Raw genomic sequence first — 15,596 nt, 5'->3', positions numbered from 1 at the left:
CGTCTCGATCCCGGGCCTGCCGTTCTCGCTGTAGAGCGGCGCGATCTCGCCGTCGATCCAGTCCCAATCGACCTTGCCGGCGAGCAGAACCAGCTCGTGCTTCATATTGATGATCTGGTCGAGCCGAGCCCGGAACAGATCGTTCGATCCCGTCGTCTTGTGCTTCTTCGGCCGCATCGTTCCCTCCGATGCAGACAAGGAATCATGCTTCCCGCTTCGAGGGAATCCACGAAAACCAAATCGCAAGGTTCTGACGCCCAAAGCATCAAAACCTTGCAATCTGGAAATGCCCCTTAGCCCAAATCGAGATTCCCGATCAGTGGCTTAGTCCTTCTTCACGGACGACTAAATAGGATTGCGGATGGTCGCTGGTTTGCTCGCAAGGTAATCCCGAAAGACGTCCGCGAAGAATACCAGCGGCGCTTTGGACACAGGACCGAAGCGCATCTCAAGCTCCCGGCTGACACCCCTAAGCACGAAGCGAAGGCTCGGCTCGGCGAATGGGAAGCCGACGTTGAGACACGGATAGCGACCCTTCGCGCTCAAAGAAACGGTGAGGGCCAACCGCTCACCAAACTCAACGCGATTGCGCTCGCGGGACGCTGGTACTCATGGTTCGTGAAGAAGCACGAAGCGGACCCGGGTAAGCCGGCGTTTTGGCAGGACCTCGGGGACCAGCTCGTATGGAATGTGATCCGCGTCGAAGCGCCCGACAGCCATGAAGAAGACCCCAAGGCCGATCCTCGATGGGATTGGGCAAGAGAGCCAGACGTGCGTGAAGCGGTGAGACCGCAAATCGCTGAACAAGCACGCGTGGCGACATTCCTTGCAAGCGAGGGGATGGTACTGAACCCCAATGCTTATGCGCTTTTTGTTGACGCTGTTAGCGACAATCTCTTGCCAGCCATCTCCCTGCTGGAGAAGCGCGCGAGGGGCGACTACTCCCGAGATGAGACACCCGACACGTTTCCTGCGTTCAAGCAAGGGCCCTCGCGTGCGTCGGGCGTGAGCTGCTGGGAACTGTTCGAGGCCTATGTTCTCGCGGTCAAGCCTGCGCCGACTACGGTTACGCGATGGCGTGCGGTCTTTCAGGCCATGCAAAAGAAGTTCGTTGAGGTAGGGGCCGACGGGATCACAGAGGATGCTGCGCGCGCGTGGATACACGGTCAAATATCGGAGGAGCGTCAGGCGAGCACTGTGCGTGAGGTTTGGTTGTCCGCGGCCCGGACGGTTTTCGCTTGGGGACGCATTCATAAGCGCGTTAGCCAAAATCCGTTTAAGGAGGTGAAGGTTGACGTTCCTCGCAAAGCTCAAAGGCGAGAGGACGGCCGGAGCTTCACTACCGAAGAAGCAAGCACAATCCTTAAGGCCAGCCTCGCTTACGAAAAGCCCTCCACCCCCGCCGAGAGAACACGACGGTGGGTGCCGTGGATTTGTGCGTATTCAGGCGCACGGTCAGGTGAGATTACCCAGCTGCGAGGCGTGGACATCGAAAACCGCAATGGCCTCTACGTAATGAAGATTACGCCAGAGGCGGGCACGACCAAAACTGGTCAAACTCGCATAGTGCCGCTCCACGAGCACCTTGTCGCCCAAGGCTTCATCGACATGGTCCGGCAGGTAGGGAATGGCGCGCTGTTCTATAATGACAAGTCGCCTCAAAAGGTGAGCGGCGACCCTATGAAGCCGTCGCGTCCTCGCGCAGGCACTGCACGCGCCCATCTTGGGACTTGGGTGCGCGGGCTCGGCATTGACGATCCCGACATCAGTCCAAACCACTCGTGGCGTCACCTCTTCAAGAGGATTGGTGACGAGATTGGGATGCCGGAGAAGATAAACGACGCCATAACCGGACATGCGCCAGCCACTCAGGGCAGAAAGTATGGCCCGCCGAAGGTTGGCGCCATGGCCGAGGCGCTCAAGAAGTTTCCGCGCTACTCGTTAGACTAGTCCTGAGTGGCAAATGCCCGCAGCGGGTCTAGCAGTTCGACACACCAACAATCCTCGCGGCGACAAAGAAATGACCTTAATTCCTGACGAAGAAGAACTACAAGCCGCAACCCATGCCAGCTTGCGTGCTCACCCCATCTCAGAAGAGGCCGAGGCACTCGTGAGCACCTTGGCTGAAATGGTGGACGAGCACGCTCTGGCAACGGGTGCACGAAAGAACAAGCGTAAAGGCACCTCGGAAAGGCTGGAGTATGCCGTTGGAGCCTTCTTAGCGGACCTTCTCCGGGCGTACGGCCAAGAAGAGCCTGATCTTAACCCGTGGGTATATCGAAGCATGCACGCAAAGTCTTTCACGGGCGCCAAGGTTTCCTTCCGAACCTTCTCGCAACTCGTGGACGGTCTGGAGCGTCTCACTTTGCTCGTACGCATCGAAGGTCACAAGGTGTCCCAAGAAGACCGTGGAAGGTTCGCTGCACGCTTCTCTGCAACACCAGCGCTGTTGGCCTTCTGCAAGGAGCGGGCAGTTGATCCTGCAAAGGTGTATGACCACTTCGAGTTTGAGTACGACCTGCCCAAGGAAGTGTTGGAGCTCAGGGCGACCAAGGAGAGTAGCTACTGGGTAAAGACAAGGCTTCCGGGCAAGCCAATGTCGTTCGAAAGGGACGGCGTTACCAACGCAATTGAAGGTCACATTAGGGAGCTGAATGAGTTCTTCGCTCAACACCGGCTGCGCGGCGGCTCCCACCATGGCTACGTGCGTATCTTCCACAATGGCGATGACCCCTGCTTCTCCTGGAACATGGGCGGGCGGCTTTACAGCCAGCACTTCGCTGACAGCTATCAAGTTATGAGTGCCGACCAGCGGCTGAAAATGACTATCGACGGCGAGCCGGTCGCAGAGATAGACATCAGAGCGAGCTATCTCACCATCTTCCTATCGCTGTGCGGTATCCAACTTCCCCACGGTGACCCGTACGAACTTCCGGGCCTCGGGCCGGAACACCGTAGCGCAGTGAAGGCTTGGATGGTCGCCACCTTTGGGAATTCCAAACCCATTGTCAGATGGCCACCGCGAATGCTTCAAAAATCACCTGACCTCAAGCAGCACCGCGTATCCGTTATCACGGCTGCTGCTCTTACCAAGTACCCAGCCCTTAAGACTTGGGGCGAGCCTCTGAGCCACGGAACGTCCGGTTGGGCGGGTCTCATGTGGTTCGAAAGCAACGTGATGATTTCTACAATGCTGAAACTCAAGCGCGAACACCAGCTACCGAGCCTGAGCGTTCATGATAGTTTGATTGTCCCGGCTAGGGCGGCGGAGAAGGCCAGAACCCTGCTTGAGCAGACCTTCCAAGACCAGCAAGGAGTGGCACCTCTTTTGAAGATCAATCACCCGCGACACTAGGAGGAGACCAGAGGACAAGAGCAAGGAGACTAGGAGGAGGACGAGGAACCAAAGGGAGGCAATAGGGGACTAGAGGAGGGGCAATATATTTATATACATGAAGGTAGAAGAAGGCAGAGGCTACAGAGGGGTCACAGGTACACTGGAAACGTTTTTGAGTTTATGACCGAACTGAGGCACGGCGCTCGGTGTCAGCGGGGGAGCAACGTTTCAGCAGTTTATATCTAGATGAGGGCTTCGACCGCAGCGGCCCCCAATAGACCTCGGGAGCCTAGAGGAGGCGCCGGACGCCTCAAGCTGCCCACCAGCGGCCCTCTTGGCAGACCTCCTAAGACCCCTGCGGCAGTGCGAACTGAACCTTTGTATAGATCAGAGCCTTGAGCCGCCCATTTGCGCTTGTGCGCTGGCCGGTGGAACCCTAGATTGCCCACCATAGATTGCAGAATTTGCCACTAAAACTTTTCCTTGGGGGGACGAAGATTGACGGTCCTGCGCATTCATCCCGGCTATGCCGTGCTGATGGCCGTCGCCGTAGTGACTGCGATTGCTCTAGCCGGGCTAAATGGGCCGCCGCTTCCACTTTCTGGTACGACCTCGGCGCCCGAGAGCCGAACGGACGCCGTACCTCCGAGCCACTCTGGATTGTCGGGGGTCGCGCGGGTCATCGACGGTGACACCATCGACATCCAGGGTGTCCGAATTCGATTGAACGGTATCGATGCGCCCGAGACGAAGCAGCACTGCGTCGCGAACGACAGCAGCAACTATCGATGCGGACTTCAAGCGACAGAAGCACTCATCAGCCTCATCGGATCGAACGTAGTTCGGTGCGATCAAACGGGCACTGACAGAAATGGGCGGGTAATCGGTCGGTGTGCGATTGGCTCACTCGATATTGGCGGGTGGATGGTCGAGCATGGTTGGGCTGTAGCCTACCGGCGCTTCTCTCTTGCCTATGTGGATCAGGAGAACCGTGCCCGGGCTCTCAAGTCGGGCATTTGGGCCGGATCGTTTACCAGCCCCGAGGATTGGCGACGACAAAAACGTGAAGGAGTTTCGCAATGAGCAATGCTGATAGCCGCGATATCGTGCCGAGGCCGCAAGGGGGCGCGCCGACCACAGTGCCCTTGGGCCTCACGGCTGCAATTGATCTGTCGTTCCTTCCTGAAGATCAGCGGAATGCGCTGCTTCATGATCACGCGCGCAAGATGCTTGACCTTGGTGCAAAGGCTCAAGAGCTGGGCGTCGATACCAACACGTTGCGGCTAACCCTCGACCAATTGGCAGCCACGACGAGAGAAGTCTCGGAGAGCGGCAACTCGGTGACAATCTCGCACACGCAGACCACCAAGATTGGGCGTACCGAAATAAAAATGGGCAACACAGAAGAAGCGAAGAGCGGGCGGATGACCCGAAGCCAGACCGGCGACCGTGACTGGAACCCGTACTACATCTTCGCCGGGATTGGGGCTCTCGTTCTCATCGCTCTCATCTTCGCAAGCCGACATTAGTCGAGGCGTCGATGTTGCGTGAAACCATTCATGCGACCATTGATACCGACGTCGAACGCGAGATTGCAAAGCTCCGCGAACGATGTGTGGCGGCAGGACTAGATGCGCTATCCGCAAACCTTTTGATCGCTCAAGCCTCAGATATTTTGAGCGCACTAGTAAACCAAGGTCGGCGTATTGCGGACGTTGGAAGCCAAATGGAAGCGGAACGGGAGCTCAGCGGGGAGGGCTATCTCGTCAGGCTGGTGTTCACCCAAGGGGCTCGAAAGGGTCTCGTCCAGCGGCTGCTTGAAAAATTCAAAGGTGGCTGATGGCTGGGCACCGATATCGCAGGCGCTATCATAAGCACATCGATATTGGCCACGAAAGAGCGCGCCAGCACATTGAAGATGCGAAGCGGCTTACTGCGGAACTAGGCGGGACCGATCAGGACGTGAAAGAGTATTTCTTCTCGCTCTCGCCTCGTTCTCTGACCGTCATTCTAGATGCCTACGAACAGCAATACGGATCGGGGCCGCGCGCCTATGCGCAGAGCACCATAGCCAAGTGGAAAACTGGAGCCGTCCATATGAGCGGCACGGTTGCTGAGCGGCTGTTCCGACTTCTACCGCCACGAATGCCACTCCAAGAGAAGTACAAGCTGATTGAGAACCTGTGGACCCACGTAGGCCCGAAGTCTCGAAAGGTCCTGAAGGTCGGCTTAAACGGGGACATCCAACAAATCATCGATGTGATACGAGGCCACATGAACGATGTGGTGGTGCGCTACGCCATACCGACTTCCCTGGAAAAGCGCTTCGAATGGCTCTGTGCGGGCGACAGCAGGGCTAAACAGGATTTCCTCAATCATTTCCTGGAGCACGAGAAGACATTCGTGGTCGAAGGTGCAAGGCGGCGAATACCGGTTTTGCTCGAACATCTGCGTAGCAGCACAGGCGCTAATACGCATCGTGCCGCGGAAGTGCTGAAGATTGGGAACCACGAGCTTGAAGTGACATTAGATCCGAGCGCCACCGGTGTGTGCCTAGAAGAGCCCTATGTGGAACGCTCTTGGTCAACGCGCACATCGACCGAAGAAACCTCGTACTGGTGGGTCCTTTGGGTGCTGGGCGCAATCGTCGTTCTTTACGCTCTGTCGCACCGTTAGAACGCGCCACAGCACTCACTTGTAGAGTTTTGCGCACAGCGCCTTTTCCTCGTTGCGTAATTGAGAGAACTGGACGTCCTTTGGCGAGCCAATGAATTCCGGGCAGTAACCACCTTTTCCTCCACCTTGGCTGCACAGAGTAGACCATGTCATCTTGTACTTTTCGTCCGCCGCTTTCACACATTCATACAAAAGCTTGTTGTTTGTTGCGTCGGTCTGACCTTTGGCCGGAACAGCAGAGACAACTAATACGGCGGCACTAAGTATCTTTATTACCTTCATCTAGCGTGCCCCCTTCGAACGCCGCCCCCTGATGCAGAGTGCATGGAGGATACTCGGTGCCGCTCAGATGTGAAGGTGTATGCAGACTGCAGCGATGACCTTGGCGGCGGCCGAGGCCTTAAAGTCGAGCAGTTGAAAACGGGGAGGCCGGGTCGGTCAAAAAGGGGCCCGGTTGGCGACATGGGACCCAAACAATTGCAAGGTCTCGCGATGGCCTCAGTCAACCCGAATGGACTACACGCCAAACGCGAAGCCGAACACCGATGCCGCCTGTGCAGTTTCCAGTGCCGTCGTGATCAATGTGACCACGCCGAGCACGCATCCTGCGTCCACCGGCATCAGATGCTCTTAGGTGAGCGCAAGGGCCTTGTCAGCATTAATTTGACCGCGGTGGGCGCGTAGGGCTTGCCCGTCTGCGTCAAATGTCCCTCCTCGGCAAGCGCAGCAGAAATTTCCCTGAGAGACCGCTTGCCTCCCTTGGGTCTTGCACGGGCCAGCTTGCGGGCATACTCGACGGTCCCGGGCCTTTCCTCTGCGATGGACTTACGCCCTTCTACTTTCACCCCTGAGCGCCTCTTGCGGTCTCGGGCGCCCCTCAGCTTGGCCACCAGCATTGCCTTCTCGAACTCAGAGATAGCGCCAAGGACTTGCCGTATGAGCCGAGCGGTAGGTGTATCGTCCAGGAAGGAAGTGGGGCTATCGGTGGCAATCAGATCGAAGCCGCGTGCCTTGAGCATCGCGAAGCCTACTTCCTGCACCATGAGGTCTCGGGCGAAGCGACTGGCCGTTTCCACAATAATGGTCTTTGTGCCGTTGGCCTCTAATGCTTCCAGCATCTCCGCGAAGCCGGGTCGAGTGTCGATAGGGTCAGAACCTTTCACAGCCTCATCGTGGTAGGTCGCGACCAGCTCAATACTTGCCCGCCTAGCAAAGGCTTGGATGGCTTGAAGTTGCCTTCGGCCGCTGTCTTTGTCCTCGCCGATGTTGGTGGCAGATGACGTCCTTAGATACGCAAATGCTTTGACAATTTTTAAAGATTTTACCATGACTTAACGTCCCATTCCGTATCTTTTTCCTGAGAATTAGATACGACCCGCCTCCGAGAAGCAAGCATTTCTTCGGCTCTGGCAACCTTATGCACGCGAGGGCTGAGTAATGACTGGGGACGTCAAAAACAGAGTGGGTAACGGTCTGACGGCGTGGGCAATCCGCGATGTTCGAGCTACGTTCGCACTACCGGAGGTCTTATGGATCAGCGCGAGCAACTGCTTTTGCGGGTTAGGGAGGGGGCTGAGCGCCTTTCCCAGTTAGCCCAGCACGGTTTGAATGTTCCCGTGGGGCAATATCTCGATACGGTCAGTTTGAATGCTCTGTGCATTTCGTTTGGGCTCGACCCGAGCGACTGGCGTGCTGATGACCTCGAACGGATCCTGATTATCCGAGACGGCTTGTACAATCTTCGGAACCGGCTTCGAGACGAAGGCGATGAGGGTGAACATTCGGTAGAGCAGCTTCTCTCCGGTCTTGATCGCCTCTACGCCGACTTAGAACGCGCATTAAGAGCACTCGGAGCCGACCAACTTTCGGAAGCACAGCGTCATCTAGCCCGGGGCCGAGAAGGACCGCAAATACCAACTGTCCAAGCCGCGACCGCGGTCGATGTTCTGAAAAAGGAAGCGACCGAGCTCCTAACGCAGACTTACGTCTCGCACAGGCGGATCGAGGTCAACTTTATCAAGATCGAAAAGTTGAACATTGAGCTGTTCAAGAACGCCAAACTCATCATCGAGCGCCTGAGCGCAAGTGTTTTTGCGATAAAGTTGTCGCTTGAACAGAGCGTTGTTCTGCAAGGTACATTTAAACTTCTTACCGAAGGTGCCGACAGAGTACTCGCTAGCCTTCGTGACCTGGTTGCTCAGATCGGAAAAGCGTACGGCGCCACGAAGGACTTTCTCACCGAGTGGTCAAGTCTTGCCGAAAAGGGCGGACGCTTTACCAAAATGGTAGGTCAGTTCCTAAAGGCAATCTTCGGAGAGGAGCCGCTGCCAGACCGTCAGATTGAGATGCGGTTGCAAACGGCCCATCAGGGGCCTGCGCTGCTTTGCGGCTATCCTACGGGTGCGGGCATGATCTTGCTTGGTGGGCGCGACGGCTTGGCTACCCTCTTTGATACTGCATCCGCGAGAGTTACGGACCAACGTAGAATTAGTGAAGACACAATCAACGCCGCCTGTTCGTTTGGCGAAATGACGGCTTTTGGTACTGATGGTGGACTTGGTATGGCCGCGACAGTGGGTAGGAGGCAATCCACGGTCACTGCGCCATATCGAGAGCGCGTTATGGCAGTCGTCTATCCGGGGTGGGGGGCAAAAGGGTCAGAAGGCGCGCTTGTGACTGGCTCTCGTGAAGGCTCGCTTCGTCGTTGGACGATGGCTTCGCGGTTTTCCGAGCAAGCTCACATTCAAATGAAGCGGTCCATCAACCGCATTCTTGTTGTCGATGACAATTTGATCGTTGCGAGTGGGTCTGAGCTGCTTTTCGTTGATGAGGAGCTAGACATCAAGCGCCGGGTGCGGATGGAGCAGCCGATAAATGATGTCGTGGTTGTTGATGAGCATACTCTCGCGGTCTGCGGCTTAGGCACTATTGCGACGGTAAATTTGGCGCAGGGCGTATTTACACGATTGGTCATTTCATCCAGTGACGAAAAGTACACCTGCTTGTTTCCTTTGGGAGAGCACTGCATTTGTGTTGGGACCGAGACCGGCAAGATCATAGCCATCGACCTCAACTCGGCAGCCGAGATCGGGGCAATTGATACAGGGTTTACGGTCCGGGGCGTCATAGGCGCGGGTCCCCATCGCTTCGTCGCGTTTGGCGGTAGCTGGAATGGAAAGGGTAAAAACTTGGCGGTGATTACTTGGAAGTCGCAAGAGCTTGCGATGGATCGCACTTGACCGCCAGTTAGGCCGACTTGCTTGGGTGCCAGCGTGGCCAATATCTGGTCGGTTCGTTTTAGAGGGAAGCTAAGCTATTCATGACGAGTGTGTTCTCACGTGAAACATTTCAGTACACGACGGCTAGCTCCGTCTTCCATTTGGAAGATTGAGAATTCGGTGAGTTGATCTAAGCGTTCTGCTGCGTTTGATGAACGGCCTCGTCGCACATCATGCGCATTCAAATACGGGGCTGAATGATCGATGCGTCCAACCAAGTACGCGTGGCCTACCAGTGACGAAGGCCGATCTGTAAAATTCTGCGCACAGCTTTTCAATGAAATGCTCGGTGAGTATAGCTTTGAGAGTTTCAGAGTTTACGCCTTGGATACCCTTTCAAGACTGAGCGAGGCCTTGACCTTGCTCGACGACGTTCAACGAGACCGCGTTCCTCGTGAAACGTTGGAGCCTGTAGTCGAGGAGGTGCTTTGGTCGCTTGGCAGGGATCCGGTCGCGAAGTCAACGGTAGGTCTAGAGCTAGTTTCTCTGCAGGAGCTAACGAAACAGCCAAAATTTCTACTCACGGACCTCGTCGCGACGGTTCAGCTCATTAAGCGCCTTCTTGTTGGTTCATACAAATCCAGACTGGAGGCTCGTATCCTTGATCTGTTGACCGATGGAAGCCGCAAAATTGAGCTGCGGCAATGCTGTGGGTTCTACAGCAGCCACCTCATTAACGCGGGTTACTCCAAGCAGTATCTGGAGGAGATGATCGAGGCGACGTTCTTCAGTGGTGATATGCAGCATGCGGGCACCCAAACGCTCGCTGATTTCTTCGCGAGACTGAAGGGTGACGACGTCGACTACACAGTCTATACGCCGGTCTCTTCAGAGTTTCGAACCTATGTGTATCCTCTTGGGTTCGAGACCGCCAATGAGTTCAATATCCCGCAGCCAGCGCGCGACGCTCTCGCGTTTGCTTTTACACCGCCATTCGACAGTGTCATCATCTCGCGTGTGAAGGCGGTCGACTGGTACCGCGCCATAAACGACGTGCATCAGGTTCTGACGCATACTCGGGCGCTGACATATCTCTCTCCGGACGGTATGGCGTGTCGTTGGCAGGAATGGATGTACGTACATGACGACAAAGCAAATTGGGGTCGTGCATTTCGAGGCCGAAGTCTATCTTTTGATCGCCCCGCAGCCGGGTCTGTGACGGCCGGGCGACGTTTGCAAAACACGCGAGCCTACACGAAGCGGGTACTTGAGAATTTCGATAATGCTTCTACAGAGAGGCTGCTTAGCTCAATAAATACGGCGGCGCTTGCTCGCACATCGCCGAGTACTGAAAATCAATTGATTTCACTATGGTCGGCTGTTGAAGTGCTGCTCAGCGACCCGCCTCGCGGTGCTCCACGCATTCTACACTACGTTCATCACCTCGTTCCATGCATCTGTCTGCGACATGTTCGACGACAATTTGTGGCGGTTTACGAGGAGCTCCTGGTTTCCTATCGAAGTAGGTTAAACAAGATACTCCGGCGAGAAGCGAATTTCGGTAATCAAGATGCGCACACGAACTTTGCCGCGGTGTTATGCTTGCAGGAGAATGAAGCGTTGCGCGAAGAGCTATGTGCGCTATGCGGCGATAATCCGCTCGCATTGCATCGCCTCTTCAAGCTGCATCGTGATTATAGTGTTTCAATGGAAGCGGCTGCCGCCATAGGGGGGCATGAAAAGCGTGTTCAGTGGCAAATCCATAGGATCTACAGGGCGCGAAATCAGCTCGTTCACTCCGGGCGAGTGCCTTCTTATCTTCAGTCCCTGATCCTCAATCTCTTCGAATACTATCGAGGATCGATCGCAACAATTGTCAATCGAGCGAGAAAAGATGAGCAGCGCTCGAATATTGATCAGGTCGTTGCGGAGATTGGGGTTGAGTATGGGATCTTTAAGCGTCATTTCCCCGCACGAGGTGCAAAGCCGCTTAGCCGAGAGGATCTGCAGCGATTGGTTGGTGTGGCCCCTTAATTGAGAGTGCGATGCAGAAAACGATAAATGTGCGATCCCAGATCTACGATAGGTTTCACAACTCAACGGCCCACGGCGCTCTCCATGGTGACGACTTTGCTGCCTACTATACGTCGATGTATCTCATTCAAGATACTGGTGAGGCGCTCGATGCGCATATGCGCGCGAACTTCTCCCCCAATCCGATGCAGGCCTACATAGAATTTTGGGGCGTTATGCAGGCTGTGGTCATACAACAAGATGCGATTGTTGAATTGTACAGTGTCGTTGTGGGTGGGAGACCCATCGCTCTAGCGCGCCCGTATTGGTCGCAATTGCGAGACCTGCGAAATCTCTGCGCAGGGCATCCGTCAAGGCGCGCTATCGGAGTGCCCAATGTCCAGCGAGCATTCATGGGGCGATCCTTCGGTGACTACAACCGAATAACCTACGAGCTTTGGGATGCTGGAGGGACCGTGACGCATCCAGTTTTTGACCTTCGTCAGATGCTTACAGATTATGATGGCGAGGCGTCGAGCGTTCTTCAAGCCATTCTAACGGCGATGGTTGCCAAGTGGCCTTAGAGCCGCGAGATACATACCCGATGAGTGGTCGTCGATCGAGATTGGTCGGAAGTCGTTGTCACAGATCCAAAGAGCTAAGGTGAAATATGCCGTTACCTGCCATTGCGCCCGAACGAATTGATGAAGCGCTGGCCGAGTTCGACCGCGACGGGCGCGAATTATCGAAGTGGCAAGGCTGGGAGGAGAACGCGAGCTACAAGCACGCAATAGCAAAGAACGGGCGCCTCTACCCCGTCAAAGAGATTGTCTCACAGGCAACTGGAGTGGCCACTTCTGAATTTAGCGGCGGTTCAGAGGCCAATAACTTCGTCCGTAAACTTGGTTTTCAAATTGAACCCTTGCGATTGCCAACTGAAAGCGAAGTTCGGTCAGCGCTGCACGATGTCCTCTTGGCTAGAGCTCCGTCTTCAGTGGAACCTGCTGAAGCATACCAAGTTCTTGCCGATCGGTTCGAGCTTCCGGAACGCCTTCGCTCGAAGTTAATGGAGAATTCCAACGAGAACCATTGGCAAAATCGCGTTAGGTACGCTCGGTTCAAGCTTGTTGATGCTGGTATCCTCGACAATTCGACGCATGGTTCTTGGCGGCTTCTACTGCGTCAGCATCCCGAGGTTTGGGTCGAAAAGACGCTGGTCGAAGGAAGGATTGATCGAAAGAATGGACCACACGCGCTCGGTTCCGCGTTGTGGTCACCACTAAGGGCGCAGAATGGTGCCGACATCTATCGAAACATGCGGCTTGTCCAGCCGGGCGACATCATTCTTCATCTTACCGATAATGCTGCATTCACCGGGTACTCTATCGCCGATGGGTTTGCCGAGACTAACTTTGTCGGGATTGCTGGCACGAATTGGGCCGGCTTGGCCTGCTACCGTATCCCATTGCGCAAGTTCACGGAGCTAGTCCCACCTCTAGCGCGCACGAGGCTTGAGGCAGATCAGCGAACGCGTGCTCGCCTTGTTGCAATCAGAAAGCAATATTCCAACCTGTTCTATGATCCCGACCTAGACCTTCATCAAGGCGGATATCTCACCGAGGCGCCCGATATCCTTGTTTCCCTGCTCGACAGCGTTTACCGCGCAGAGACCGGACGCCATTTAGCCGACCCGTTAGCTCCGCTCCTCCAGGATCTCGATGTTGAGCCTATGGTGACAACCGAACCTAAGTTGCCCACATCAGTCGAGCAAAAGCGGTACTGGCTATACGCGCCGGGCTCTAAGGCCGCCCATTGGGACGACTTCCGTGATGCCGGGATTGCAGCCATCGGCTGGGATAACGTTGGGGATCTCAGTTCTTATGCAACAGCGGAAGCAATTAAGGCGCGTATGGATCAGGTATCGTCTGAGCCCCAGTCACTTATCAACGCGAACCAGTGTCTCGATTTTGCCCACCGGATTAACCCCGGCGACTTGATCTTTGTGAAGCGCGGGCGCCGAGAGATAATTGGGTTCGGGACTGTTCAGTCAGTTTATCGTTTCGAGGCGGAGCGTCCCTTCTTCCGGCATGTACGCGATGTGGTTTGGCAGAACAGCGGTTCGTGGCCGACCGCTTCCCACCGCCTGTTGCCGATGAAGACACTTACCGAGATTACGGATGACGAAGAGCTCATCGAAGAACTTGAGCAGCTCGTAGGGACTTCCGCTCCTACGCCAGCGGCGGCCGCAACTGTGACGGCAAAGGCGCCGATTTATAGCATAGAGGATTTTTCGGCAGAAACTGCTATCCCGCCGGAAACTATCAGTCTCTGGCTGGCGCGACTGAAGCGTAAGCAGCAACTTGTGTTTCAGGGGCCTCCTGGAACAGGAAAGACGTTTGTGGCCGAACGTTTGGCCCGCGTTCTAACGTCCGGTACTCATGGCATGGTGGATTTGGTCCAGTTCCATCCGTCTTACGGTTACGAGGACTTCATGCACGGCATCCGACCGGTTACCCGCGACGGGCAGATCCTATTTGAGCGCATTCCCGGGAGATTTTTGCGATTTTGTCGGGCGGCAAGAGACGTTACTGATGGCTCCCCCTGCGTGCTGATCATTGACGAGATCAATCGCGGAAATCTTTCGCGCATTTTCGGCGAGTTGATGTACCTGCTTGAGTATCGAGATCAAGTTATCCCGCTTGCCGGCGAGGAGGCGCGGTTCGGCATCCCCCAGAACGTCTATATCATAGGCGCAATGAATACGGCGGATAGGTCGATAGCGTTGGTGGATCACGCTCTCCGCCGCCGCTTTAGCTTTATCCACTTAGCTCCGGACTACGATGTTATGCGAAGCCAGCTTGAGAAACACGGTCTGGCAGCAGATGGACTAATTCACGCACTAAGGACGGTTAACACAGCAATCGACGATCGAAATTACGAGGTAGGGATTTCCTTCTTCTTGAAGGACGGCGCTGCTTTGGCGACGACGCTTCAGGACGTTTGGGAAGGGGAGATCGAGCCGTATCTTGAGGAATACTTCTATGACCAGCCGGGCAAGTTAGAGCCCCTGCGCTGGCACAAGCTATCAAAAGACGTTCTCTCTTCTTGGAAGAGCGTAGAGCCAGCTGAATAGCTAGATGAGACGTATTATCGAACTTCAGGAAGAGGAAGTAACGCGGTTTCCGGGCTCTCTTTTGGCGGACGCCGATTTGCTTGCGTTAAAGCGTTCTCGAAAATTCGAGATTGAGCCCGCGTCCGTTCTAAATGAACATACATTGGGACTTCGCTCCCGTGGCGTGGTCGGATCCATTCCCATTGGCGAGGATCTGATGGTTCGCGTCAAACCCAAGGTGCCAATCGCAAATCTCTTCGGCATGCTGGAGGTTGCTTACAATCTTCGATCATTTCGTCTGTTTGAAGGTGAGACGCTCGTCGAAAGTCTTGACGACATCTATGAGCGCATTGTTTCCATATTGGCCCGAAGAGTATTGGATCGAGCTCGAAAGGGCCTCTATCGGAGCTATGTTAGCGAGCACGACGAGCTGCCATTTGTTAGGGGCTCGATCGATTTGGTCAACGCTGCGCTAAACATCAAGCGGGGCATTCCGAGTGTGCCCTGTAGATATCAAGAGCACACTGTAGATGTTGATGAAAACAGGCTTCTGTATTGGACGCTCCATGTCGTGCGACGTCAATCGCTTCGGCGTGAACAAGTTCGCGCTGATCTTGATCGCGCCCGACGCGTGTTGTCGGGAGCAATTGCGCTCCAGAATTTCTCTCCGGCAGACTGTATAGGCCGGTTCTATCACCGCTTAAACGACGACTATGCTCCGATGCACGGCCTTTGTCGTTTCATTCTTGAACAGACCGGACCAACCATTCAATCTGGAGACCGGTCTTTTCTTCCGTTTGAACTGGATATGCCAAAGCTATTTGAAGCGTTCGTGGCGGGGTGGCTCCGAACTGCCGGACTAGCTAACCTGATTGTTCGGCCGCAGCACCGCTCGCGGCTCGACGCTAACTTCCAGGTTCAAATAAACGTCGATATACTTCTTTGCGACGGGGTATCCGGTTCACCGGTTGCCGTCCTTGATACAAAGTACAAGCTGGCCGAAAGGCCGTCAGACGACGATATCTATCAAATCTCATTCTATGCGCGAGAGCTGCAGGCGAAACGGGCACTACTCGTGTACCCCACACTGCTTGATGTACCCTTTCGCATGATCCACGGGAAAGACATTCGTGTCGAGAGTGTGCCTTTTGACCTTGGCAGGCCACTAGATGTGTCAGGTCTTGCCTTCGTTGACGCGCTGACAATCCTGCTCACAGAGCTGCCAAAAACGTGAAGACGC

General features: G+C 55.2%; 14 protein-coding genes. 11 read left to right on the top strand and 3 right to left on the bottom strand.

Going from position 1 to position 15,596, the window contains the following annotated elements; translation table 11 throughout:
- A partial coding sequence (locus IQ16_RS38540) for a transposase (RefSeq protein ID WP_488226069.1) occupies positions 1-177 on the bottom strand: 177 nt, incomplete at its 3' end.
- A gap of 441 nt (positions 178-618) precedes the next feature.
- Here IQ16_RS38540 and IQ16_RS38535 point away from each other — a divergent pair.
- The 6 genes from IQ16_RS38535 (at position 619) to IQ16_RS38510 (ending at position 6,013) form a co-directional block, all read left to right on the top strand.
- Complete coding sequence (locus tag IQ16_RS38535; RefSeq protein ID WP_145832089.1) at positions 619-1,950, top strand: site-specific integrase; 1,332 nt, start codon at positions 619-621, stop codon at positions 1,948-1,950.
- A gap of 13 nt (positions 1,951-1,963) precedes the next feature.
- Positions 1,964-3,355 (top strand): hypothetical protein, encoded by a 1,392-nt coding sequence (locus IQ16_RS38530; protein ID WP_145832088.1) that lies wholly within the window; start codon positions 1,964-1,966, stop codon positions 3,353-3,355.
- A gap of 480 nt (positions 3,356-3,835) precedes the next feature.
- Positions 3,836-4,420 carry a thermonuclease family protein gene (locus IQ16_RS38525; RefSeq protein ID WP_145832087.1) on the top strand — a complete coding sequence of 195 codons (585 nt, stop codon included), beginning with the start codon at positions 3,836-3,838 and terminating at the stop codon, positions 4,418-4,420.
- Complete coding sequence (locus IQ16_RS38520) at positions 4,417-4,866, top strand: hypothetical protein (protein ID WP_145832086.1); 450 nt, start codon at positions 4,417-4,419, stop codon at positions 4,864-4,866. Before IQ16_RS38525 ends, IQ16_RS38520 begins: the two co-directional genes overlap by 4 nt.
- A gap of 11 nt (positions 4,867-4,877) precedes the next feature.
- Complete coding sequence (locus IQ16_RS38515; protein ID WP_145832085.1) at positions 4,878-5,177, top strand: hypothetical protein; 300 nt, start codon at positions 4,878-4,880, stop codon at positions 5,175-5,177.
- Entirely contained in the window at positions 5,177-6,013 is an 837-nt protein-coding gene (locus tag IQ16_RS38510; RefSeq protein ID WP_145832084.1) for a hypothetical protein, read from the top strand. Before IQ16_RS38515 ends, IQ16_RS38510 begins: the two co-directional genes overlap by 1 nt.
- Positions 6,014-6,028: 15 nt before the next feature.
- On the opposite strand, the gene IQ16_RS38505 is transcribed toward IQ16_RS38510, so the two are convergent.
- Together IQ16_RS38505 and IQ16_RS38500 are read right to left on the bottom strand one after the other, a co-directional pair.
- Positions 6,029-6,295, bottom strand: coding sequence for a hypothetical protein (locus IQ16_RS38505; RefSeq protein WP_145832083.1), 267 nt, complete (start codon positions 6,293-6,295; stop codon positions 6,029-6,031).
- Positions 6,296-6,633: 338 nt separating this feature from the next.
- Positions 6,634-7,341: a recombinase family protein gene (locus IQ16_RS38500; protein WP_145832082.1), complete on the bottom strand. Its 708-nt coding sequence runs from the start codon at positions 7,339-7,341 to the stop codon at positions 6,634-6,636.
- Between the two features lie 201 nt (positions 7,342-7,542).
- On the opposite strand from IQ16_RS38500, the gene IQ16_RS38495 reads away from it, so the two are divergent.
- From IQ16_RS38495 to IQ16_RS38475, 5 genes are all read left to right on the top strand, one after another.
- Positions 7,543-9,252 carry a hypothetical protein gene (locus tag IQ16_RS38495; protein ID WP_145832081.1) on the top strand — a complete coding sequence of 570 codons (1,710 nt, stop codon included), beginning with the start codon at positions 7,543-7,545 and terminating at the stop codon, positions 9,250-9,252.
- Between the two features lie 243 nt (positions 9,253-9,495).
- A complete protein-coding gene (locus IQ16_RS38490; protein ID WP_145832080.1) occupies positions 9,496-11,265 on the top strand; it encodes a hypothetical protein in 1,770 nt (589 codons plus the stop codon).
- A gap of 11 nt (positions 11,266-11,276) precedes the next feature.
- Positions 11,277-11,828, top strand: coding sequence for a hypothetical protein (locus tag IQ16_RS38485; protein WP_145832079.1), 552 nt, complete (start codon positions 11,277-11,279; stop codon positions 11,826-11,828).
- Positions 11,829-11,914: 86 nt separating this feature from the next.
- Positions 11,915-14,377 (top strand): AAA family ATPase, encoded by a 2,463-nt coding sequence (locus tag IQ16_RS38480; RefSeq protein ID WP_145832078.1) that lies wholly within the window; start codon positions 11,915-11,917, stop codon positions 14,375-14,377.
- Between the two features lie 4 nt (positions 14,378-14,381).
- Positions 14,382-15,590 (top strand): McrC family protein, encoded by a 1,209-nt coding sequence (locus tag IQ16_RS38475; RefSeq protein WP_145832077.1) that lies wholly within the window; start codon positions 14,382-14,384, stop codon positions 15,588-15,590.
- Positions 15,591-15,596 lie beyond the last annotated feature (6 nt).

Source organism: Bradyrhizobium huanghuaihaiense (assembly GCF_007830635.1).
In the GTDB taxonomy this organism is placed as follows: domain Bacteria; phylum Pseudomonadota; class Alphaproteobacteria; order Rhizobiales; family Xanthobacteraceae; genus Bradyrhizobium; species Bradyrhizobium huanghuaihaiense.
This window is presented reverse-complemented; position numbering and strand designations above follow the sequence as displayed.

Bases quoted from the DNA above. Each gene is read 5' to 3' on its own strand.
- IQ16_RS38530 (WP_145832088.1), top strand. From the start codon at position 1,964: ATGCCCGCAGCGGGTCTAGCAGTTCGACACACCAACAATCCTCGCGGC.
- IQ16_RS38520 (WP_145832086.1), top strand. From the start codon at position 4,417: ATGAGCAATGCTGATAGCCGCGATATCGTGCCGAGGCCGCAAGGGGGC.
- IQ16_RS38515 (WP_145832085.1), top strand. From the start codon at position 4,878: ATGTTGCGTGAAACCATTCATGCGACCATTGATACCGACGTCGAACGC.
- IQ16_RS38510 (WP_145832084.1), top strand. From the start codon at position 5,177: ATGGCTGGGCACCGATATCGCAGGCGCTATCATAAGCACATCGATATT.
- IQ16_RS38505 (WP_145832083.1), bottom strand. From the start codon at position 6,295: ATGAAGGTAATAAAGATACTTAGTGCCGCCGTATTAGTTGTCTCTGCT.
- IQ16_RS38500 (WP_145832082.1), bottom strand. From the start codon at position 7,341: ATGGTAAAATCTTTAAAAATTGTCAAAGCATTTGCGTATCTAAGGACG.
- IQ16_RS38495 (WP_145832081.1), top strand. From the start codon at position 7,543: ATGGATCAGCGCGAGCAACTGCTTTTGCGGGTTAGGGAGGGGGCTGAG.
- IQ16_RS38490 (WP_145832080.1), top strand. From the start codon at position 9,496: ATGCGTCCAACCAAGTACGCGTGGCCTACCAGTGACGAAGGCCGATCT.
- IQ16_RS38485 (WP_145832079.1), top strand. From the start codon at position 11,277: ATGCAGAAAACGATAAATGTGCGATCCCAGATCTACGATAGGTTTCAC.
- IQ16_RS38480 (WP_145832078.1), top strand. From the start codon at position 11,915: ATGCCGTTACCTGCCATTGCGCCCGAACGAATTGATGAAGCGCTGGCC.
- IQ16_RS38475 (WP_145832077.1), top strand. From the start codon at position 14,382: ATGAGACGTATTATCGAACTTCAGGAAGAGGAAGTAACGCGGTTTCCG.